We start from the raw sequence: 20628 nt of genomic DNA, 5'->3' as shown, positions 1-20628 counted from the left end.
TCAGGCCTTGGGCGGGATCATGTAGACCCCGCGCCCGGAGGCCAGCAGCTTGCCGTCCTCGTCCAGGATCTGCGCCTCGGAGACGCAGAGCTGGCCGCCGAACTTGATGACCTTGCCCACGCAGATCAGGTCGTGCTGCATGGCCGCGCGGTGGTAGTCCACGCGAAGATCGACGGTGGGTACGCCGCGGCCGGTCTTCGACACCAGCGCCCAGTCGGCGGTGAGGTCCACCAGCGTGGCGAGGATGCCGCCGTGGGCGTAGCCCCGGTCGGCGTTCACCACCCATTCCGGGCGCCACTTGGCGCGCAGGCGGATGGTGCCCTCGCCCACGTCCTCGACGGTGAGGCCGAGCCACTGGTGGAAGGGGCCCTTCAGGAGGAGGGCTTCGACCTGTTCCTTGGTCAGGGGAGCGTCAGACATGGCGGCCTCTCAGGGGGTGACGACGATCTTGCCCATGACCTCGCGGTCGCGGATCATGCGCAGGCCCTCGGCGGCCTCTTCGAGGGGGAGAATCTTGTCCACCACCGGCTTCAGCTCGCCCTTCTGGATCATGTCCATGAGGGCGGAGAGGTTTTCGTGGTAGAAGCTGTTGGAGCCGATGACCTTCAGCTCGAAGCTCCAGATGTAGCGCAGATCTTCCTTCGGATCGTGGCCGGCGGTGGCGCCGCACACCAGGATGGTGCCGCCGCGCTTCACGCAGCGCAGCGAGGGCACCCAGGTGTCGCCGCCGGTGAAGTTCACCACCACGTCCACGCCGCCCTCATAGGTGCGGCGCTGGGGCTTGCCGTACTTCTCGACCGCCCACTTGGAGAAGTCGGTGGTGCGGTAGTTGACGACGTGGTCCGCGCCCAGTTCCTTCAGGCGGGCCATCTTGTCGTCGGAGCCGGCGCAGGCGATCACTTCGCAGCCCATCTGCTTGGCGAGCATGACGCAGCCGGTGCCCACGCCGCCCGAGGCGCCGAGGATGAGAACCTTGTCGCCCGCCTTCACCGTGTTGTGGGTGACCAGCATGCGGTGCGCCGTGCCGTAGGCCACCGGCAAAGAGGCGGCGTCGGTGAAGCTCACGCCGTCGGGCATCTTGATGAGCTGGCCGGCGGTGACGGCGCAGTATTCCGCCATGCCGCCGTCCATCATCTCGCCCATCAGCCCCACCTTGGGGTTGAGCGGGTTCACGAGCACCCGGTCGCCCACCGCCCAGCCGGTGACGCCCTCGCCCAGCTCCACGATCTCGCCGGCCATGTCGAGGCCGATGATGACGGGCAGCGGCACCTTGATGCCGGGCATGCCCTTCACCGTGAACACGTCGTGATAGTTGAAGGACGACGCGCCGACCCGGATCACCACCTCACCCGGCTTGGCGCTGGGGACCGGATAGTCGGTGACGACCTGAAGGTCGCTCACGTCGCCATGTTGCTTCAGCAGCAGGGCCTTCATGGTTTTTGTCATTTCACTTCTCTCTGCTTGGACCGTTTCGGCGGCTTGCGCGCCAGGGCGACTACTTGATGGCCTTGGAAGCCTCATAGGGAGCGGGGTCCAGGGCCGCGTCGGGCAGGTCGCCCTTTACTGCGCCGACGCTTTTGAAGACTTCGAACTCGGCCTTCATCGAGGCGATGTCGGCGGGTTCCATGGAGACGGTGTAGATGCCGTCCCACAGGGCGGCGTAGGCCTTGGCGTCATCCTCGGGGATGTTGCCGGCGGCCATGAGGGCCTTGGCGACGGCGGCCTTGTCCGCCTTGCCGGCCTCGTAGGCGCCCCGCATGCCCGCGATGACCTTGGCGGCGGCGCCCGGATTTTCCTTCATCCAGGCGTTGCGCATGAGGCCGACGCCGAGCACGGGCGGGGCCGCCTTGCCGGTGACCTTCGCCCACTCGGCGCGGAAGGAGGCGAGCTTGCGCAGCTTCACGTCCGGCAGAAGGGCGATGGTGACGGTGCGCAGCGCGGCGGCGTCGATGTTCTTCTGCACCAGGAACTGCGCGAGGCGGGGATCGGCGCCCGGAACGGCCTCGAAGTCCGAGGCTGCCATGCCGTAATTCTTGATGAGAATGGCCGCGCTGATGGCCGCCGTCGCGCTGCCGGCCGGCGACATGCCGATCTTCTTGCCCTTCAGCTCCTCCATCTTGGTGATGGGCGAGTCCGCCATCACCACGAAGTCGAGATCGGCCACCTGCGTGGCGAGAACGATGCTCACGGGCAGGCCGTCGGCGGCAACCGAGAAGGCGCTGCCGGCGCTCGCGCCGATGGCGAAGTCGATGGCACCGGCGGCCATGGCCTTGGTGGGTGCGTTGACATCCGGAAACTTCACGAACTCGGCTTCGAGCCCCTGCTTCTCCATGAACTTGCCGGCTTCCAGGAAGGAGCCGAAGCCGAGGCTGACGCCCGAGCTCCAGTAGCCGATCCGCACCTTCGCGGCTTCGGCAGGAAGAGACGACAGGCCGATTGCGACTGCGGCGGCCAGTAAAGCAAGACGCTTCATATCGAAATCCCCGTGTTGGAAGGTTGTATTGTTTTTTGTTTTATCGGTGTCAGTCCGGGCGCGGCTTGCGCCAGGCGAAGAGACGACTTTCGAGCGGCTTCAGCAGCATCGCCTCGACGAAGATCATCAGGATGACGAGCGTCGCGGTCCACGCGAACACCTGATCCGTCTGCACGAGGTCCGCCGCCTGCCGCAGCCGGTAGCCGATGCCGCTCGACGCCCCGAGCGCTTCCGCCACGATGGAGACGCGGGCCCCGAAGCCGAAGGCAAGGCGGGCACCGGCGAAAAACTGGGGCAGGATGGTGGGCAAATAGATCTTCAGCAGAACCTGCAGCCGCGACATGCGGAACGTCTGCGCCAGCTCGATGAATTCGCGGTTCACCGTGCTCGTGCCCTGCCACACATTGGTGAGGATGAGCGGCATCGCCGTCATGAACACCACGAAGATGGTGGACCAGTTGGACAGGCCGAACCAGATGAGCGCGAAAATCGCCCAGATGGAGGATGACACCGTGTTGATGACCACCAGCAAAGGCTGGAAGAAATCGCCCAGCAGGCGGCTCGCCCCCAGCAGGAGACCGAGCACCACGCCCACCACGGTGGCGAAGGCGAAGCCCATGGCGATGCGGTAGAAGGTGATGCCGAAATCGGCCCAGAAGCCCGGCGTCACCACCAGCTTCGTCCACACGCCGAAGACCCGCGCCGGGCTCGGCAGGATGAAGGCGGGCGCCCCCAGCGAGCCGATGCCCCAGACGCCGACCACGACGACGATGAGCAGCAGCCTGAGGCCGATCAGGCGCAGCCGGCGGTCCTGGGTCATCTGGAGGGGAGAGCGCTTCATCGGGCTCGGCTTCTGCGAAGGGGGACGGACGCGGCGGAAAGCGTTGGGGCTCAAAGGCTCAGGCGCAGCAGGCGCACTTCCTCGGCGACCTCGGGCGACAGCGGATTGCGGGGGTAGGGCAGGGCGATCTCGCGGGTTTCCTTCACCCGCCCGGGGCGCGGCATCAGCACCACGATCTTGTTGGCGAGCACCACTGCCTCCTCGACATCGTGGGTGACGAACAGCACCGACATCTGCCGGAGCGCGGCGATGCGCAGCACCTCGTCGTGCATCTGCGTGCGGATGGAGGGGTCGAGCTTGGAGAACGGTTCGTCCATGAGCAGGATCGACGGCTCGGTGACGAGGCTGCGGCCCAATGCGGCGCGTGAGCGCATGCCGCCGGACAGCTCGTGGGGGAAGGAATCGGCGAACTTTTCCAGCCCCACCAGCTCCAGCACCTGCATCACCCGCTCGCGCCGTTCCTTGCGCGGCAGGCCGGCCGCTTCGAGGCCGAGGGCGACGTTCTGGGCCGTGGTGCGCCAGGGGAACAGACGGTCCTCCTGGAACATGTAGGTCATCGTGCGCCAGTCCTTGAAGGCGCTCGATTTCTGGCCGTTCAGGAAGACCGCGCCCTGATCCGGCGGGATGAGGCCGGCGACGATGTTGAGCAGGGTGCTCTTGCCGCAGCCCGAGGCGCCGACAAGGGCGACGATGGAGCGCTCCGGCACGTCGAGATCGATGTTGCGCAGCACTTCGAGCTGCTCGCCGTCGCGGCGCACGAAGCTCTTGCCGACGCTTTCCAGCTGAACGACGCTCACCGCACCCTCCCGCCGAGGCTGGAGAGGGGGGAGACCGGGACCACCGCCGCGGAATCCTTCAGCGAGGCGATGACCTTTTCCATGGTCATCTCGCGGAACGTCTCCACATGGCGCCGCGCCACTTCGGCGGCGGCGGCCGCATCGCCGGCCGAGAGATATTCGATGAGCAGGACGTGATCGTTGGCGATATTGGGGCGCACGCCCTGCACGCCGAAGCCCAGCGCCACGAGGCGGGTCATCTCGTCGAGCAAGCCGGAGAGCGTGCGGCACAGGCGCTGGTTTCCGGCCGCCTCGGCGATGGCCATGTGGAAGCTGCGGTTGGCTTCGAGAAAGAAGTCGATCTGGTTGCCCACGTCGGTGGGCAGCTTCACCCGGCAAGCCTGTTCGAGGCGCTCCAGATGGGCGCGGTTGACCCGCCCGGCGGCGCCGCGCGCGGCTAGCGGCTCCAGCACGAGCCGGAGCGCGAAGACCTCTTCCACATCCTTCACGGTGATGGGCGTGACCCGGTAGCCGTGGCGCGGCATGGAGGCGACGACGCCGTCCTGGATGAGCCGCTGGAGGGCGATGCGGCAGCTCGCCTTGCCGATCTCCAGCCGCTCCATCAGCTCCGCCTCGGTGAAGCGCGTGCCCGGCAGGATGCGGCAGGAGACGATCTCGCGCCGGAGCAGGTCGTAGGCCTGCCGGCCCTTCAGGGTCGCGCTCGGAATTTCGAGGACATGCCCCGCATCCGATCCCCGGTCGCTGTCGCGCTCCTCGGCCACGCTCATCACCTCTCGGCTGACTGGTGAGAAGCCTACAGCGCGCCTCCGGAACGGAGAAGACTAAATAGATAGCACGCTATTAAAAAATTTATCCATTTAAAACAATTCACTAATCCGATGCTGTCGCAAAAGCAGGCGGTTCCGGTGGGAAGCTCACGGTGCGCTGCCCAAGAATGGACCATCCGGTGCCTTGGGCGGCGGCCGGGCTCTTGCTCTGTCCGGGCGTATCGCGCGAGACCTTGGAAATTCAGCCGCTCTGCCTCTAAAACCAAAAAGGGGGCCGCGCCCGAGACGGGGCGCAGGCCGGGTCGCGCGCCCGGCCGGGTGGATCTGTGATGCGAGCGGAGGGGGCGGGGATGGCGGCCAGGGGGAAGCATCAGGCGCAGGAGACGGCGGCGCCGGACGGCTTCGAGGTCGCCCCGCTGCACCAGATGACGCTCGGCTACCTCATCAGCCTGCTTGCCCGGCTGCTCGCCCAGTCGCTGAAGGTGCGCAACGGGGCGGATGGAATCCTGCCCGGCCAGTATCCGATCGCCGTCGAGTTGCTCGCTCGCGACGGCATCAGCCAGCGCGACCTGTGCGAGGTGGTGCGCATCGAGCAGGCAACCATGGCCAATACTTTGAAGCGGATGGAACGGGACGGGCTCATCACCCGCCGGCAGAGCGCCGAGGACGGCCGGCTCGCCACCATCCATCTTACCGAGGATGGCGCGCGCCTCGCCCGCGCGGCGGTGCGCAACGCCGCTGACGTCAACAGCGTGGCGCTGGAAGGGCTCGATCCGGCGGCTCAGGCGGCGCTGCGCGACATGCTCATCCACCTCACGGACCGGCTGGAAGCCGACCTGCGCCGTCGCGACGAGTAGGGCGCGCAGGACTGACTGGATCGCATCACATCGAATAACGCTCGCTCTTTCATGGAGTTAGAGGGCGATCGACCGTTCGCGCTCATTCCTTTTGATCGGATCGCGCCCGACGATTGCCCAATATTCGGGCATGGCGAATAGATGGACTTGCATACCAAGCTATGTATTATGTCTTCCGTGGTGGCTGGTTTCCGGCCGACCGCGCGCGGCGGATGGAGATCTCGCCTCCCGGCGTGACGACCGTTCATCCGCGTCCGCGGCCTGCCCGAAACCGGGCTGTGTAGCACCACGCGTATCTCATCTGCCGGAGCATGACGGTGCGCTCACGCGCGCCCCGGCGGCCTGTTGATTGTACATCGCGCAGTATTCCGCCGGTGCCGGAAGCATCGGCCAAGTGAATGTCTGCAAGTGGCGTGCGTTCGAGAGGTGTTTCCCATCATGGTCGATGCGACGACAGCCCAACCTTCCCGTTTCAGCCATCCCGGCCGGCGCGCCGTGCCGGGCGCACCCCATCGCGGGTTCCGCGTGGCGCGGGCCGGCGCGCGGGTGTCCGGGCGGACCGTCAGGTGATCCAGGGCTCGGCCGCAGGCCGGGCCTTTTTTGTGGCGCGGCCACGGCACGTGGCGCGCGTGGAGCGTGACAGATGCGGCATGATACCGAGACGTTTCGGGAGTTTCTGGCCCGGCTTCGCGATCAGGGCGAACTGATCGACCTGCATCAGCCGATCGACATCCGCCACATCGCGACCTTGGTGGACCAGTCCGACAAGGCGTTGTTCTTCCACAATGTCATCGGCTACGACGTGCCCGTCGTCTCCGGCATCATCCGCTCGCAGAAGCGGGCCATCATGTCGCTCGGCTGCACCGCCTATCCCGAAATCGAGATGAAGCTGAGGGCGGCCATCGACCGGCCGGTGAACCCCAACATCGTCAACACCTCCCCCACGCAGGAGGTGGTGATGGAGGGCGATGCCGTCGATCTCTACAAGCTGCCCATCCCCATGAGCTCGATCTATGACGGCGGGCCGATGATCACGGCCGGCGTCGTGATCGCGCGCGATCCGGAATTCGGGCTGAACGCGGGCATCTATCGCTTCATCGTCAAGGAAAAGAACCTCACCGGCATTGATATCGTCACGCCGAACAACATGCGCCTGTTCGCGCAGCGGGCGTATGAGGCGGGCCGGCCCTGTCCGATCTCCATCTCCATCGGCACCCATCCCTACGAGATCATGGGCTCGGGCTTCCGCGCGCCCCTCGGCGTGGATGAGATGGCCATCTCCGGCGGCCTGCGCGGCGGTCCGGTGGACCTCGCGCCCTGCCGCACCATCGACGTGCCCTACATCGCCGACGCCGAGATCGTCCTGGAGGCGGAAATCCTGCCCCACGGCTGGGTCTACCCCGAGGGCCGCTTCGGCGAGTTCACCCGCCTCATGGGCGGGTTGCACTGGAACCCCATCGTGCGCATCAAGTCCGTCTCCATGCGCAAGGATGCGGTCTATTACGCGCTCCACATGCCGTGGGAGAACACCTGGCTCGCCGCCCCCACCCGCTACGCGGCCATCCGGCAGGCGCTGAAGACGGCCGGCGTGCAGGTGAAGGACATCAACGTCACCCTCGGCGGCTGCGCCTTCTGGCACGCGGTCATCTCCATCAAGAAGCAGCCGGGGGAGGGCAAGAATGCCCTTCTCGCCGCCCTTTCGGTGATGGACCTGAAGCATGTGGTGGTGGTGGACGACGATATCGACGTCTTCAATCCCATGGACGTGGAGTGGGCCATCGCCACGCGCGTGCAGGGCGACAAGGACATCATGATCGTCACCGGCGCACGCGGAAAGCCGCTGGACCCGAGCCTGCCGCCGACGCCGCCCGGCGTGGTGCCCACCACCGCGAAGGTCGGCATCGATGCCACCATCTCGGAGGGCATCCCGAAGGAGCGCTACGAGCGCATCGCCTATGCCTACGCCGACACGGCGAAGATCGGCGATTACGTCTCCGGCAAGGCGGATGAGCCGGGCGCTTCCGCGACCGATGAAGATGTCGCGGCGCTGGCCGAGAAGATCGCGCAGATGATCGGCGAGGCGCCGCGCTATTACACGGATATCGCCGAAGCATTCAGCGACTACAACTTCGCCATTGTCGCCCGTGCCCTCGGCCATCTGCACGCCACCGAACGGCTGTGGCAGGACGCGAAGGGCGCCATGTGCCTGCGCGGCTCTGCCTTCGCCGCCAAGCCGCCCGGCCGCTGAGCCGGTTGGCTGAGGGCCGGGACGAGGGGCGTGGCGGCTGCGGGGACGCCGCGCCCCTCGTCTCCAAACCAGAAGAATCTTCGGGGCTATCCCGGTTGAATAACAAGAAAAGCAGAGATCGCCTGAAGCACAGAAGAGGCCAGGGCGTCTGAAGTTGGTGAAGCATCCTTCCACTCTTCCAGAGGGTGAACACATGCGTCGCAGGTTTAAGTCTCTTCTCTTCGCCGCGGCGCTGCTGCCGCTGGCCGGCCTTTCGTCCATCGCCGCCTCCGCCGAGACGCTGCTCAAGATCGGCGTCGCCCAGCTCTCGGCCGGCGGCCTGCCCATTCTCGTCGCCGACCAGAAAGGCTTTTTCGCCGAGGAGGGCCTCAAATATGAGCGCCTCGACTTCAAGGGCGGCGGCCCGGTGGCGCAGGCGCTCGCCTCCGGCAGCATCGATCTGTGCATCTGCGCCGCCGACCATGCGGTCCATCTCCAGGATCGCGGGCTCGGCGGAAAGGTGCTGGTGGCGCTCGCCGAGCAGCACAGCTACGCGCTGATCGGCAAGGCGGATTCCACCGCCAAGAGCATCGCCGACCTCAAGGGCGAGAAGATCGGCATCACCACCGCCGGCAGCCTCACCGACACCACGGTGCGCTATGCCATCCGCAAGGCCGGGCTCGATCCGGACAAGGACTTCATCCTCCTCTCGGTGGGCCGCGCGGGCGCGCAGAAGGCGGCGCTGCAGGCCGGCGCCATCGCCGGCGGCATGTTCTCCACGCCCGACATCCAGATCGTGATGGCCGAGAAGGGCGCCTACCGGATCATCGAGGATTTCCGCAAGCTGCCCTATCCGGCGCAGGACCTCATCGCCACCGATACCTGGCTGAAGGCGCATCCGGAAGACGCGCGCAAGGTGGCGCGGGCCGTGGTGAAGGCTCTGCGCCTCATCCAGCAGGACAAGACCGTGCTCTACCCGGCCATCAAGGCCCTGTTTCCCGAGATGAAGGACGATGCCATGGTCGCCCAGCTCGCCGATGACCTGGCCGCAGGCTATCTCTCCAAGGACGGCATCATGTCCCCCGAGAGCTTCAACTTCCTGATGGCCATGATGACCATCGCCGAGCCGAAGCTGAAGCCGATGCCCTACGCCGACATCGTGGCTCTCTCCTATCTGCCCAAATGAGGCGCCGCATGAGCGACACCATCACCACGCGCGGGCCGGCGCTGGCGCGGCCGGCCCGGCGCCTCTCTCTGGGCATCGGCGCCACCGGGTTGCGGCAGATCGGTCTCATCGCCGTCCTGCTCGGCCTGTGGGAGCTGGCCTCCCACACCCTGTTCAACCCGTTCTGGAGCAGTCGGCCGAGCCTGATCGCGGCGCGGCTGTGGGAGCTGGCGCTGAGCGGCGAATTGTGGCTGCACACCAGCACCACGCTGCAGGAGGCGGGGGCGGGGCTGCTGCTCGCCGCCGTGGTCGGCATCCCGCTCGGCATCGTGCTGGCGCGGGCGCCGGAAGTCGCCCGCACGCTCGATCCGGTCATCATGGGGCTTTACGGCCTGCCGCGCGTGGCGCTCGCGCCGCTGTTCATCCTGTGGTTCGGCATCGGCCTGTTCTCCAAGATCATGATGGCCTTCACCATGGTGGTGTTCATCTTCCTGATGAACGTGATGGAGGGCATCCGCACCATCGATCCCGACCATCTGGACCTCATGAAGTCCATGCGCGCCGGACGGTTCTATCTGGTGCGGCGGGTGTTGCTGCCGGCGGTGACGCCGTGGATCCTCGCCTCCTTCCGCATCGGCATCGGCCTTGCGCTCATCGGCGCGGTGGTGGGCGAGCTGATCGGGGCGAACCGCGGCCTCGGCTGGTACGTGGAAAGCCGGGGCGGGCAGCTCGACACCACCGGCGTGTTCACCGGCCTCATCGTGCTGATGGTTCTGGCCATGCTGGCCAACCAGCTTGTCGGCTTCATCGAGCGGAGGGTGATCACATGGCGCTGACACAATTGGCGCTTTCCGCCGAAACGACGAGGCCGCGCGCCGCGCTGAAAGACCTCTGCATCTCCTTCCCCCGGCCGGACATGCTGCCGCTGGAGGTGGTCTCCGGCATCTCGCTCGATGTGGCGGAGGGCGAATTCGTCGCCGTGGTGGGGCCCTCGGGCTCGGGCAAGTCCACCATCCTGCGTGCCATCAGCGGGCTGCTGAAGCCCTCCGGCGGGCAGGTGGAGGTGGATGGCAAGGCCGTCACCGGGCCGCCGCCCAAGGTGGGCTTCATGTTCCAGAAGGATGCGCTGCTGCCGTGGCGCACGGTGGCGCAGAACATCCGCGTCGGCGCCGAGCTGGGCGGCACGCCCGCCGGCGAACAGGCGGCGCAGGTGGCGCGGCTCATCAAGCTGCTGCGGCTCGACGGCTTCGAGAATGCCTGGCCGAAGCAGCTTTCGGGCGGCATGCGCCAGCGCGTGTCGCTGGGACGCCTGCTCGCCTATCGCCCGTCCCTGATGCTGATGGACGAGCCTTTCGGCGCGCTCGACTACCAGACCAAGATCGCCATGGGCCTCGAACTTTTGAGGGTGTGGGAGGCGGAGCGCCGCTCCATCATCTTTGTCACCCATGACATCGAGGAGGCGGTGGCGCTGGCCGACCGCGTGGTGGTGTTCAGCGCCCGCCCGGCGCGCATCCTCGCCGAATACAAGGTCGAGCTGCCGCGTCCCCGGCACATGCGCTCCATGCGCAGCGATCCCGCCTTCACGGACCTGACCGAGGCCATCTGGTCGGATCTGGCGCTGCCGGATTGACGACATGAAACGTCTCGTGGTGGCCATCACCGGCGCGTCGGGCGCCATCTACGGCATCCGCGCGCTCCAGCTTCTGCGGGAGCGGGGCGGGGTCGAGACCCATCTCGTGCTCTCGCCCTCCGGCGCCCGCACCATTATCGCCGAGACCGACTTCACGCCGGACGCGGTGCGCGCGCTCGCCCACCACGTCCACAATCCGAAGGACATCGGCGCGTCCGTCTCCTCCGGCTCGTTCGTGACGGAGGGGATGCTGGTCGCGCCCTGCTCCATCAAGACGCTGAGCGGCATCGCCCATTGCTACAATGACGAACTGGTGGTGCGCGCCGCCGACGTGTGCCTGAAGGAGCGGCGCCGCGTGGTGCTGCTGCTGCGCGAAACCCCGCTCCATGCCGGGCATGTGGAGCTGATGGCACAGGCGACCCGCAACGGCGCCATCCTCATGCCCCCGGTGCCGGCCTTCTACCACCGGCCAACCTCCATCCTGGAGATCGTGGACCAGACCGTCGCCCGCGCCCTCGACCTGTTCGGCCTCGATTTGCCGACGACGAAGCGGTGGAACGGGAAGGGCGTGGACTGAGGGGGGGCGCTCAGTCGAGCGCCATGACCGCCTCAACATTGCGCCGGTGGACCGCCTCATAAGGCTCGAAGTACGAAATCGCCCCGGTGGCGAACGCTTCCGCCGCGAACGCGCGCAGGTCGAGCCCTGCCAGCGCCGGCTCGGCCTTCAGCCTGAGCAGCTTCTCCACATAGAGCCGCGTCGCCTCAATCAGCGCCGGCCCGTAGCCGCCGGCGGCGATCACCTCGGGCGCGCCGTGGCAGGGCAGGATGCGCGTCGCGCCCAGCGCCGCGAGGCGCTCAAGGCCAATCAGGTGCGCGGCGAGGCGGTCGGGCTCGTCCACATAGGTGATGGGGTCTTCCAAAGTGTCGCCGGCGAGGAGCATACCGCCCGGGAGCAGGGCGACGGTGCCGTCGCGGCTGTGGATGTCCATCTGGATGAGTTCGATGGGCAGAGCGCCCACCCTCAGCGAGAGCCGCTCATCGAACAGAAGGTTGGGCAGCACGAGGGGATTGATGGGCGGGTCCGCCGCCTCCAGCCGGGCGCGGTTGGCGCGGAGCAGGGCGTCGGTTTGGCGGTTGGCGATGATCTCGCAATCGGCGAAGGCGGCGTTGCCGGCCACATGGTCGTCGTGCCAGTGGCTCAGCACCACCCGGATGCGCCGCGCGCCCCGCTCCTCCAGCGTCGCGCGGATGAAGCGGGCGTGGCCGAGGGTGATGTGGGTGTCGTAGACGAGGGCGTCGTCGCCATCGATCACCGCATAGGAGGCGATGCCGAGGGCGAAGGCGCCGTCGTCCAGCCAGTTCTCCTCAAGCCCGTGCAGCCGCACACCGGGGATGCGCCCGTCATAGAAGGCGAGCACGCCGGGCGCCGGCTCGAGGAGGCGCAAGGTGGCGCCGGGCGCCATCGTGGGCGCCCCGCTCGCGGCTGCGGTCACTCCGCCGCTTCGAGGTTATGCCCGAGCCGGTGGGAAAGCGTGTGCAGCAGCTCCTTCGCCGCGTCGGCGATGACGGTGCCGGGCGGGAAGATGGCTTCGGCGCCGAAGGCCTTCAGCGCGTCGTAGTCCTGCGGGGGCACCACGCCGCCCACCACCACCATGATGTCGCCGCGCCCTTCCGCCTCCAGCGCCGCCTTCAGCGCCGGCACGAGGGTGAGGTGGCCGGCGGCCAGCGACGAGATGCCCACCACGTGGACGTCGTTCTCCACCGCCTGCCGGGCGGCTTCCTCGGGGGTGGCGAAGAGGGGGCCGATGTCCACGTCGAAGCCCAGGTCGGCGAAGGCGGAGGCGATCACCTTCTGGCCGCGGTCGTGGCCGTCCTGGCCCACCTTGGCGACGAGGATGCGCGGGCGGCGGCCTTCGGCGGTCTCGAACGCCTCCACCAGCTTCTGCACCTTGCCCACCTTGTCCGTCATGGCGGAAGCCTCGCGCTTGTAGACGCCGGAGATGGCGCGGATCTCGGCGCGGTGGCGGCCGAACACCTTCTCCAGCGCGTCCGAAATCTCGCCCACTGTGGCCTTGGCCCGCGCCGCCTCGATGGCCAGCGCCAGCAAATTGCCGTTGCCGGCGGCGCCGTTGGTGAGGGCTTCGAGCTTGGACGCCACCTCGGCCGGGTTCCGCTCGGCCTTGAGGCGATTGAGCTTCTCGATCTGCGCGGCGCGGACGGCGGCGTTCTCCACCTTGAGAACGTCGATGAGGCGGTCCTTCTGCGGCTTGAACTTGTTGACGCCCACCACGGTCTGGGCGCCGCCGTCGATGCGGGCCTGGGTGGTGGCGGCAGCCTCCTCGATGCGCAGCTTGGGAATGCCGGCCTCGATGGCCTTGGCCATGCCGCCCAGCGCCTCGACTTCCTGGATGTGCGCCCACGCCTTGGCGGCGAGGTCGGCGGTGAGCTTCTCCACGAAATAGGAGCCGCCCCACAAATCGATCTGCCGTGTGGTGCCGCTCTCCTGCTGGAGCAGGATCTGGGTGTTGCGGGCGATGCGGGCGGAGAAGTCCGTGGGCAGCGCCAGTGCCTCGTCGAGGGCGTTGGTGTGCAGCGACTGGGTCTGGCCCTGCGTCGCCGCCATGGCCTCGATGGCCGTGCGCATGACGTTGTTGAACACGTCCTGCGCGGTCAGCGACCAGCCGGAGGTCTGGGAATGGGTGCGCAGGGGCAGCGACTTGGGGTTCTTTGCCCCGAGGTCGGTCATCAGGCGCGTCCACAGGAGGCGGGCGGCGCGCAGCTTCGCCACCTCCATGTAGAAGTTCATGCCGATGGCCCAGAAGAAGGAGAGGCGCGGCGCGAACACGTCGATGGGCAGGCCCGCAGCCGCACCGGCGCGGCCGTATTCCACGCCGTCCGCCAGCGTATAGGCGAGTTCGAGATCCTGCGTCGCGCCGGCTTCCTGCATGTGGTAGCCGGAAATGGAGATGGAGTTGTAGCGCGGCATCTCCTTCGAGGTGAAGGCGAAGATGTCGGAGATGATGCGCATGGAAGACGCGGGCGGATAGATATAGGTGTTCCGCACCATGAATTCTTTGAGAATATCGTTCTGGATGGTGCCGGAAAGCTTGGAGGCCGCTACGCCCTGCTCTTCGGCCGCCACCACATAGAGCGCCAGGATCGGCAGCACAGCGCCGTTCATGGTCATGGACACGCTCATCTGGTCCAGCGGGATGCCGGAGAACAGCGTGCGCATGTCGTAGATGCTATCGATGGCGACACCCGCCATGCCCACGTCGCCGGCGACGCGGGGGTGGTCACTGTCATAGCCGCGGTGGGTGGCGAGGTCGAAGGCCACCGATAGGCCCTTCTGGCCGGCGGCGAGGTTGCGCCGGTAGAAGGCGTTGGAATCCTCCGCCGTGGAGAAGCCGGCATATTGGCGGATCGTCCAGGGCTGGGTGGCATACATGGGCGCATAGGGCCCGCGCAGGAAGGGCGCGATGCCGGGGTAGGTATCGATATAGCCGAGGCCCTCGATGTCCGCCGGGCCGTAGAGCGGCTTCACCGGAATGCCCTCGGGCGTCGTCCACGCCTCGGCGGCGGCGGAAGGGACGGCGGGGGCGGCGGCACGCCAGGCGATCTCGGCGAAATTGGGGATCGGGCTCATGGCATCCATCCTAGCTCAAATGGACTCGGGTCGCGACGGCGCAGGCCTGAGCGGCGACCGGGTCCGGGATTTCATTTCGTCCAGAATGTCCTGCATTTCGCACAGCGCCAGATGCAGCCGGATGCGCGGCAGGCGCGACACCACATCCGCCAGCGCGGTGCCGGAGACGAAGGCGGAGAGCAGGATGTCCAGCTCCGACGCGCTGCCGCTGCCCGCCATGGCGAAAAACAGATAGGCGCGCGGATGGCGTATCGGGCCGCGCCAGCGCGGCGAGGTGCGCAGGGCGCCCCGGTCGTGCTCCAGCGCCTCCATGTCGGCCCAGATGGCGTCGCACCGCTTCGCCAGCTCGGCGTCGCTCAGCCGAGCGAGGTCGGATCGCAGATTCAAGGCCAGTGTCATCGCGTCCCCGCCCCAAGGGAATGAATGCCAATGGCCTCATTCTATGCCCGCCGCAACCTGAGCGCGAGTCAGAGTCTCCAGCGCATCGCAGCCGGCGAAGATGAAATCGGCGACGCCCGCCGGAGCGAGCATCGCCTGAAGCTCGGAGGCGGGCTTGCCGGCGAGCCAGACGGCGGTGGCGCCGGCCGCCTTCAGGGCGGTAGCGGCCGCCGCGCCCTCGGCGCCGTACACCTCATCGGAGGAGACGAGGCAGGCGAAGGGCGTGCCCGACGTCTTGAAGGCGGCGACGAGCGCGTCCAGGTCGGCGAAGCCGTCCGGCACCGGCGCGGCAATGCCGCCGGCCTCGAAGAAGTTCTTGGCGAAGGTCGCCCGCGCCGTGAAGGCCGCCACCGGGCCGAGGGCGGCGAGGAACACCACCGGCGCCTTGGGCGCGGCCTCGGCGGCGTCGCGCAGGGCCTCGAAGGCTTCCGCGATGCGGGTGGGCGCGAGCGCGCCGTCCGCCACCGGGGCGGCGGGCGGCAGCGGCGCCAGAACCTCCGGCGCCTCCTGCACCAGGATGGGGAATTCCGACGTGCCGGTGATGGGGGCCTTGCGCGTGGCGACATCGGCGTCGCGCTTGGCCTTCACCTCGGCGATCTCGGCCTTGAACCAGCGGTCTTCCAGCACGTCGGCCATGCCACCGCGCTTCTCGATGGTGCGGAAGAGGTTCCACGCCTTTTCCGCGAGGCCGTCCGTATGGGCCTCCATGGCGCCGGCACCGGCGGCGGGATCGGCGACGCGGTGGACGTTGCTCTCCTCCAGCAGCATCACCTGCGTGTTGCGGGCGAGGCGGCGGGCGAAGGCGTCCGGCAGGCCCAGCGCCTGGGTGAAGGGCAGAACGGTGACGCTGTCCGCCCCGCCCACGCCGGCCGCGAAGGCGGCGATCGTGGTGCGCAGCAGGTTCACGTAAGGGTCGCGGCGGGTGAGGGAGCGCCACGCGGTGGTACCGTGCAGCTTCAGCGGCTTTTCCGGCAGGCCGCACTCGCGCAACACGGCGGCCCACAGCAGGCGGAGCGCGCGGAACTTGGCGATGGTGGCGGTCTGGTTCACGTCGGCGACGAGGGCCGCCTCGATGCGGCTGGCGGCCTCCTCCAGCGCTATGCCGGCCTCGGCATAGGCCTTGAGGTAGGCGACCATGGTGGCGAGAACCGCCGCCAGCTCCTGCGCGTCGGAGGCGCCGGCCGCGTGATAGACGCCGCCATCGGCGCGGGCGAAGGGGCCGGCGAAGCCGCGCGCGGCGAGGATGGCCGAGGTCTCGGCGAAACGCTTCGCCAGAAGCGGCCACGCCATGGGCAGCGTGCCGTGGGCGGCGAAATCGCCGAGCGGATCGAGGCCGAAGGAGACGGAAACGCCCTCCGGCTTGAAGCCGCGCGCCTCCACGAGATCGGCGAAGGCGAGGGCATCCTCGCGGCCCTGGAAATTGCCGCTCTCGATGCGCACGTCGATGAGATCGAGCAGCACGTCCTTGAGCACCACCGCCAGGTCCACACTCTCCGGCAGGCCGAAGCCGTAGGCCGAGGGAGCGGCGGCGAAGACGAGGGAGAGGCCCGAGGCGCCGCCGTCGAGGTCTTCCAGCGCCTGCGCATTGGCCTCGGCGGCGTCGGTCTGGTCCACCCGCATGGAGATGACCCACGGCGCGCCCGCCGGGCGTCCGGCGACGAGGGGCGCATCCGCCTTGCGCTCGGGCAAAGCGTCCAGCGCCAGCCCCTCATAGGTGCGGGTCACGAGGCGCTTGTCGTAGGGCGCGCCCTTCAGCACGCCTTCCACCAGCTTCAGCCAGTCCGCGCGGGTGACGGGAGCGATGTCCGTTGCGAAGGGGAGGGCGGTGGCGTCGGTCATGTCAGGACCTCGGGAGGGAAGGGGTCGGCCACGACGCGGACAGCCGCGGCATGGGTGCTCCGGTCAAGCCGGAGCACGACGGCAGTTCAGAAGGCAGTTCAGAAGGCAGGTGTCGCCCTCCGGCTTGACCGGAGGGTCCATGGCGCCACAGGCACCGGCGAGCGAAGGGCAGGAGCTCCCCCATCACCGCCCCTCCCGTGCCGCCAGCGCGCGCTCGGCGTCCACGATGTAGTCGCGGATCACCGGCACGTCGTCGCGCTTCTCGGAGAGGAGCAGCTGGAACACCATGTTGGAGCCGTGCAGGAAGCCCAGCTCCACGGCGGCGAGGTAGAATTCCCACATGCGGCCGAAGCGCTCGCCCATCATGGCGTCGGCTTCCGCGCGGCGGGCCATGAAGTTCCGCCGCCAGGCGCGGATGGTCCAGTAGTAATGCAGCCGCAGCACCTCGCAATCATCCACCCACAGGTGTGTGCGCTCGGTGGAGGCGAACACTTCGGACAGCGCCGGCACATAGCCGCCGGGGAAGATGTACTTGCGGATGAAGGGTGCCGTGGTGCCGGGGGGCGACATGCGGCCGATGGCGTGGATGAGCGCGAAGCCGCCCTCGTCCAGCAGGTTGCGGATGGTGGTGAAATATTCGTCGAAATGGGCGACGCCCACATGCTCCATCATGCCGATGGAGACCACGCGGTCATATTTGCCGGTGAGGTTGCGGTAATCCACCTCGCGGAAGTCGATGGAGCCCGCCACGCCGGCCGCTTCCGCCAGACGCCGGCTCTCGGCCAGCTGCTCGGGCGAGACGTTGATGGCGGTGACCTGCGCGCCGCATTCCTTCGCCATGTAGATGGCGAGCCCGCCCCAGCCGGAGCCGATCTCCGCCACGCGCATGCCGGGGGAGATGTTCAGCTTCGCCGCGATATGGCGGAACTTGTTGCGCTGGGCGTCGGCCAAAGGTTGGTCGGGATGGGTGAAGTAGGCGCAGGAATAGGCCATCGTCTCATCCAGCCACAGCCGGTAGAAATCGGCCGGGTGGTCGTAGTGGGAGGAGACGTTCTCCTTGGCCTTGCCCACCGGGTTCGCCTGCTGGAACCGCCGCACCGAACGCCACGCCTTGCGCAGCGCCTGCTGCACGGGGTGGGAGCCGAGGCCCTTGCGGTTCACCGAGAAGAGATTGAGCAGTTCGAACGCGCCGGCCCCGTCCTCGAAGGAGAGGCGGCCGTCCATATAGGCCTCCGCCGCCACCAGCTCCGGATTGAAGAACAGGTCGCGCTCCAGCTTCTTGTCGTGCATCCGCACCGTGACGGAGGGGCCGTCCTTGCCCGAGCCGAACACGTGGCGCTTGCCATCGGCCGTGATGACCGTGAGCTGGCCCTTTTCCACGAAGCGGCTGAGGAGGTGGGAGAGGAGGCGCATTCAGAAGGCTCCGGCAGGCGCCCGGACCCGCGCAGGCGGGAGGGACGGGGAGGGGTCGAATGTGCCGGACATTTTCACATGACGAGGCGCGAGGCCACCCTCGCGCCCCGGCCAAACCAAACCGAACGGACTCCCTCTCCCCTTGCGGGAGAGGGTTGGGGTGAGGGGGGTGGCGCCGTTCGTCCCTGCATCCGGAATGCGGCAAGGCACCCCCCTCACCCCCGGCCCCTCTCCCGAGCGAACTCGGCTGTTGCCGAGTTCGCTTCGTGAAATTCGAAGTCGGCAACAGCCGACTTCGAGGGGAGAGGGGAGGAGCGTGGTGAAAAGAGGGCGCGCCGCACCCATCACGCGAATTCCAGGATCACCGCATCCACCGCGAGGCTGTCGCCGGCCTTGGCGTGGACGGCCTTGACCGTGCCGTCGCGCTCGGCGCGCAGCACGTTCTCCATCTTCATGGCTTCGACGATGGCGAGGATCTCGCCGTTCTTCACCTCCTGGCCGGGCACCACGGCGACGGAGACCACGAGGCCGGGCATGGGGCAAAGCAGCTCCTTGCCGCCGCCCGCATTCTCCTTCTTCGGCATCAGCGCGGCGAGCGAGGCGGACAGCTCGGTATAGACCCGCGCCTTGGTGGAGATGCCGCGATGGGCGAGCAAATAGCCGTTGGGGATGGGGCGCACCTGCACCGCCACCTGATCGGCATCGATGGTGCCGGACCACACCACGTCGCCGGGCTTCCAGCTGGAGCGCAGCAGGTGGATGTGGCCGGGCGTGCCGTCCGCCTCGAAGATCTGCACCTTGAAGCCGCCGTCCACCGCCTCGACCTCGCAGGGGGTGGCGAGCGTCGCCTCGCCGGCCGAGAGGTTGACGATGCGGCGCCTGGCGATGCGCCACGTCACGCCCGAGGTCTGGCCGGAGATCTGCCGCTTGCGGGTGTTCTGGATGTGGTCGATCACCGCCGCGACGGCCGAGAGCGTATGCACCAGCTCACCTTCCGGCGCGCGGGCGACGAAGCCCTCGGGATATTCCTCGGCGATGAAGCCGGTGGAGAGGTTGCCCGACTGCCAGCGCGGATGCGCCATCAGCGCGGAGAGGAAGGGGATGTTGTGGCCGATGCCGTCGATGGCGAAGGCATCCAGCGCATCCGCCTGCGCCTCGATGGCGATGGCGCGGGTGGGTGCGTGGGTGACGAGCTTCGCGATCATGGGATCGTAGAAGATGGAGATCTCCCCGCCCTCATAGACGCCCGTGTCGTTGCGGACCGTGATGGGGCCGTCCTTGCCTTCCGCCGGGGGCCGGTAGCGCACGAGGCGGCCGGTGGAGGGCAGGAAGTTGCGGTAGGGGTCTTCCGCATAGATGCGGCTTTCCACCGCCCAGCCGGTGAGCTTCACGTCGTCCTGGGTGATGGTCAGCGGCTCGCCGGCGGCGACGCGGATCATCTGCTCCACGAGGTCGATGCCGGTGATGAGTTCCGTGACCGGGTGTTCCACCTGCAGGCGGGTGTTCATCTCCAGGAAGAAGAAGCTCTTGTCCTGCCCGGCGACGAATTCCACCGTGCCGGCGCTGTCGTAGCCCACCGCCTTGGCGAGGGCGACGGCCTGCTCGCCCATCTTCTTGCGGGTGGCTTCGTCCAGCAGCGGGGAGGGGGCTTCCTCGACGACCTTCTGGTTGCGGCGCTGGATGGAGCACTCGCGCTCGCCGAGATAGATGACGTTGCCGTGCTTGTCGCCCAGCACCTGGATCTCGATATGGCGCGGATCGACGATGAACTTCTCCACGAACACGCGGTCGTCGCCGAAGGAGGATTTGGCCTCCGAGCGGGCGCGGTCGAAGCCGTCCTGCACTTCGTCGCGGCTGTAGGCGATGCGCATGCCCTTGCCGCCGCCGCCGGCGGAGGCCTTGATCATCACCGGATAGCCGATCTCGTCGGCGATCTTGGCCGCCTCCGCGCCGGAAGCGATCTCGCCGAGATAGCCGGGCACGGTGGAGACGTTGGCCGCCGCCGCCGCCTTCTTGGACTCGATCTTGTCGCCCATGGCCTCGATGGCATGGGGGTTCGGGCCGATGAAGACGATGCCGTGCTCGGCGAGCATCTTCGGGAAGGAGGCGCGCTCGGAGAGGAAGCCGTAGCCGGGATGCACCGCCTCGGCCCCGGTCTTCTTGCAGGCCTCCACGATCTTTTCGGCGATGAGGTAGGACTGGGCGGCCTGCGGCGGGCCGATATGCACCGCCTCGTCCGCCATCTCCACATGGAGGGCGTCCTTGTCGGCGTCGGAATAGACGGCAACCGTCTTGATGCCCATCTTGCGCGCCGTCTTGATGACGCGGCAGGCGATCTCACCCCGGTTCGCGATCAGGATCTTCGAGAACATGGCGTTCGTTCCTTTGCGCCAGTGGCGCGAATAAGCTCGGGTCGGGTTCCCTGTTCCTGTGTCTGCGCGCGACAACCGTGTTCCCTTGCCGTCATCCCCCGGCTTGTCCGGGGGATCCACCCCAACACCCGATCCGGCGGATGGGTGGATGCCCCGGACGAGC

The 20628-nt window shown here is 67.7% G+C and carries 18 protein-coding genes; 6 read left to right on the top strand and 12 right to left on the bottom strand.

The features are described from left to right. The 6 genes from V5F63_RS15660 to V5F63_RS15635 all read right to left on the bottom strand — a co-directional run bounded on the left by V5F63_RS15660 (position 1) and on the right by V5F63_RS15635 (position 4878). Positions 1-420 (bottom strand): PaaI family thioesterase, encoded by a 420-nt coding sequence (locus V5F63_RS15660; RefSeq protein ID WP_169122793.1) that lies wholly within the window; start codon positions 418-420, stop codon positions 1-3. Positions 421-429: 9 nt separating this feature from the next. Next, the gene (locus V5F63_RS15655) at positions 430-1434 is read right to left on the bottom strand and encodes a zinc-binding dehydrogenase (protein WP_509210836.1); all 1005 of its coding nucleotides are present in this window, start codon (positions 1432-1434) and stop codon (positions 430-432) included. Positions 1435-1495: 61 nt separating this feature from the next. Then, positions 1496-2473, bottom strand: coding sequence for an ABC transporter substrate-binding protein (locus V5F63_RS15650; protein ID WP_394028208.1), 978 nt, complete (start codon positions 2471-2473; stop codon positions 1496-1498). A gap of 49 nt (positions 2474-2522) precedes the next feature. Then, a complete protein-coding gene (locus V5F63_RS15645; RefSeq protein WP_209483672.1) occupies positions 2523-3314 on the bottom strand; it encodes an ABC transporter permease in 792 nt (263 codons plus the stop codon). A gap of 50 nt (positions 3315-3364) precedes the next feature. Next, positions 3365-4111 (bottom strand): ABC transporter ATP-binding protein, encoded by a 747-nt coding sequence (locus tag V5F63_RS15640; protein ID WP_394100936.1) that lies wholly within the window; start codon positions 4109-4111, stop codon positions 3365-3367. Continuing rightward, positions 4108-4878, bottom strand: coding sequence for a GntR family transcriptional regulator (locus V5F63_RS15635; protein WP_394100937.1), 771 nt, complete (start codon positions 4876-4878; stop codon positions 4108-4110). Before V5F63_RS15635 ends, V5F63_RS15640 begins: the two co-directional genes overlap by 4 nt. Positions 4879-5228: 350 nt before the next feature. Between V5F63_RS15635 and V5F63_RS15630 the strand changes: the two genes are divergently transcribed. The 6 genes from V5F63_RS15630 to V5F63_RS15605 all read left to right on the top strand — a co-directional run bounded on the left by V5F63_RS15630 (position 5229) and on the right by V5F63_RS15605 (position 11334). Beyond that, positions 5229-5735, top strand: coding sequence for a MarR family winged helix-turn-helix transcriptional regulator (locus V5F63_RS15630; protein ID WP_209483667.1), 507 nt, complete (start codon positions 5229-5231; stop codon positions 5733-5735). A gap of 643 nt (positions 5736-6378) precedes the next feature. Continuing rightward, complete coding sequence (locus tag V5F63_RS15625; RefSeq protein ID WP_394100938.1) at positions 6379-7983, top strand: UbiD family decarboxylase; 1605 nt, start codon at positions 6379-6381, stop codon at positions 7981-7983. Positions 7984-8176: 193 nt separating this feature from the next. Then, on the top strand, positions 8177-9148 hold the full coding sequence (locus V5F63_RS15620) for an ABC transporter substrate-binding protein (RefSeq protein ID WP_394100939.1): 972 nt from the start codon (positions 8177-8179) through the stop codon (positions 9146-9148). An 8-nt stretch (positions 9149-9156) separates the two neighbouring features. Beyond that, on the top strand, positions 9157-9963 hold the full coding sequence (locus V5F63_RS15615) for an ABC transporter permease (RefSeq protein WP_209483660.1): 807 nt from the start codon (positions 9157-9159) through the stop codon (positions 9961-9963). Continuing rightward, positions 9954-10757: an ABC transporter ATP-binding protein gene (locus V5F63_RS15610; protein WP_394100940.1), complete on the top strand. Its 804-nt coding sequence runs from the start codon at positions 9954-9956 to the stop codon at positions 10755-10757. Before V5F63_RS15615 ends, V5F63_RS15610 begins: the two co-directional genes overlap by 10 nt. Positions 10758-10761: 4 nt before the next feature. Next, positions 10762-11334: a UbiX family flavin prenyltransferase gene (locus V5F63_RS15605; RefSeq protein ID WP_394100941.1), complete on the top strand. Its 573-nt coding sequence runs from the start codon at positions 10762-10764 to the stop codon at positions 11332-11334. Positions 11335-11344: 10 nt separating this feature from the next. Here V5F63_RS15605 and V5F63_RS15600 read toward each other — a convergent pair whose 3' ends face one another. The 6 genes from V5F63_RS15600 to V5F63_RS15575 form a co-directional block, all read right to left on the bottom strand. Next, on the bottom strand, positions 11345-12220 hold the full coding sequence (locus tag V5F63_RS15600) for an MBL fold metallo-hydrolase (protein ID WP_394100970.1): 876 nt from the start codon (positions 12218-12220) through the stop codon (positions 11345-11347). Between the two features lie 26 nt (positions 12221-12246). Then, entirely contained in the window at positions 12247-14403 is a 2157-nt protein-coding gene (gene scpA, locus V5F63_RS15595) for a methylmalonyl-CoA mutase (protein WP_394100942.1), read from the bottom strand. A gap of 15 nt (positions 14404-14418) precedes the next feature. Next, entirely contained in the window at positions 14419-14802 is a 384-nt protein-coding gene (locus V5F63_RS15590; RefSeq protein WP_394100943.1) for a hypothetical protein, read from the bottom strand. Between the two features lie 36 nt (positions 14803-14838). Continuing rightward, positions 14839-16680 carry a methylmalonyl-CoA mutase subunit beta gene (locus tag V5F63_RS15585; RefSeq protein ID WP_394100944.1) on the bottom strand — a complete coding sequence of 614 codons (1842 nt, stop codon included), beginning with the start codon at positions 16678-16680 and terminating at the stop codon, positions 14839-14841. 183 nt (positions 16681-16863) lie between these two features. Further along, positions 16864-18093 carry a class I SAM-dependent methyltransferase gene (locus V5F63_RS15580; protein ID WP_394100945.1) on the bottom strand — a complete coding sequence of 410 codons (1230 nt, stop codon included), beginning with the start codon at positions 18091-18093 and terminating at the stop codon, positions 16864-16866. Positions 18094-18437: 344 nt separating this feature from the next. Then, positions 18438-20465, bottom strand: coding sequence for an acetyl-CoA carboxylase biotin carboxylase subunit (locus V5F63_RS15575; RefSeq protein ID WP_394028221.1), 2028 nt, complete (start codon positions 20463-20465; stop codon positions 18438-18440). Positions 20466-20628: the final 163 nt, after the last annotated feature.

Origin of the sequence: Xanthobacter wiegelii (genome assembly GCF_043193855.2) — a bacterium.
In the GTDB taxonomy this organism is placed as follows: Bacteria; Pseudomonadota; Alphaproteobacteria; order Rhizobiales; family Xanthobacteraceae; genus Xanthobacter; species Xanthobacter flavus_A.
This window is presented reverse-complemented; position numbering and strand designations above follow the sequence as displayed.

Bases quoted from the DNA above. Each gene is read 5' to 3' on its own strand.
- V5F63_RS15660 (WP_169122793.1), bottom strand. From the start codon at position 420: ATGTCTGACGCTCCCCTGACCAAGGAACAGGTCGAAGCCCTCCTCCTG.
- V5F63_RS15655 (WP_509210836.1), bottom strand. From the start codon at position 1,434: ATGAAGGCCCTGCTGCTGAAGCAACATGGCGACGTGAGCGACCTTCAG.
- V5F63_RS15650 (WP_394028208.1), bottom strand. From the start codon at position 2,473: ATGAAGCGTCTTGCTTTACTGGCCGCCGCAGTCGCAATCGGCCTGTCG.
- V5F63_RS15645 (WP_209483672.1), bottom strand. From the start codon at position 3,314: ATGAAGCGCTCTCCCCTCCAGATGACCCAGGACCGCCGGCTGCGCCTG.
- V5F63_RS15635 (WP_394100937.1), bottom strand. From the start codon at position 4,878: ATGAGCGTGGCCGAGGAGCGCGACAGCGACCGGGGATCGGATGCGGGG.
- V5F63_RS15630 (WP_209483667.1), top strand. From the start codon at position 5,229: ATGGCGGCCAGGGGGAAGCATCAGGCGCAGGAGACGGCGGCGCCGGAC.
- V5F63_RS15625 (WP_394100938.1), top strand. From the start codon at position 6,379: ATGCGGCATGATACCGAGACGTTTCGGGAGTTTCTGGCCCGGCTTCGC.
- V5F63_RS15620 (WP_394100939.1), top strand. From the start codon at position 8,177: ATGCGTCGCAGGTTTAAGTCTCTTCTCTTCGCCGCGGCGCTGCTGCCG.
- V5F63_RS15615 (WP_209483660.1), top strand. From the start codon at position 9,157: ATGAGCGACACCATCACCACGCGCGGGCCGGCGCTGGCGCGGCCGGCC.
- V5F63_RS15610 (WP_394100940.1), top strand. From the start codon at position 9,954: ATGGCGCTGACACAATTGGCGCTTTCCGCCGAAACGACGAGGCCGCGC.
- V5F63_RS15605 (WP_394100941.1), top strand. From the start codon at position 10,762: ATGAAACGTCTCGTGGTGGCCATCACCGGCGCGTCGGGCGCCATCTAC.
- V5F63_RS15600 (WP_394100970.1), bottom strand. From the start codon at position 12,220: ATGGCGCCCGGCGCCACCTTGCGCCTCCTCGAGCCGGCGCCCGGCGTG.
- scpA (WP_394100942.1), bottom strand. From the start codon at position 14,403: ATGAGCCCGATCCCCAATTTCGCCGAGATCGCCTGGCGTGCCGCCGCC.
- V5F63_RS15590 (WP_394100943.1), bottom strand. From the start codon at position 14,802: ATGACACTGGCCTTGAATCTGCGATCCGACCTCGCTCGGCTGAGCGAC.
- V5F63_RS15585 (WP_394100944.1), bottom strand. From the start codon at position 16,680: ATGACCGACGCCACCGCCCTCCCCTTCGCAACGGACATCGCTCCCGTC.
- V5F63_RS15580 (WP_394100945.1), bottom strand. From the start codon at position 18,093: ATGCGCCTCCTCTCCCACCTCCTCAGCCGCTTCGTGGAAAAGGGCCAG.
- V5F63_RS15575 (WP_394028221.1), bottom strand. From the start codon at position 20,465: ATGTTCTCGAAGATCCTGATCGCGAACCGGGGTGAGATCGCCTGCCGC.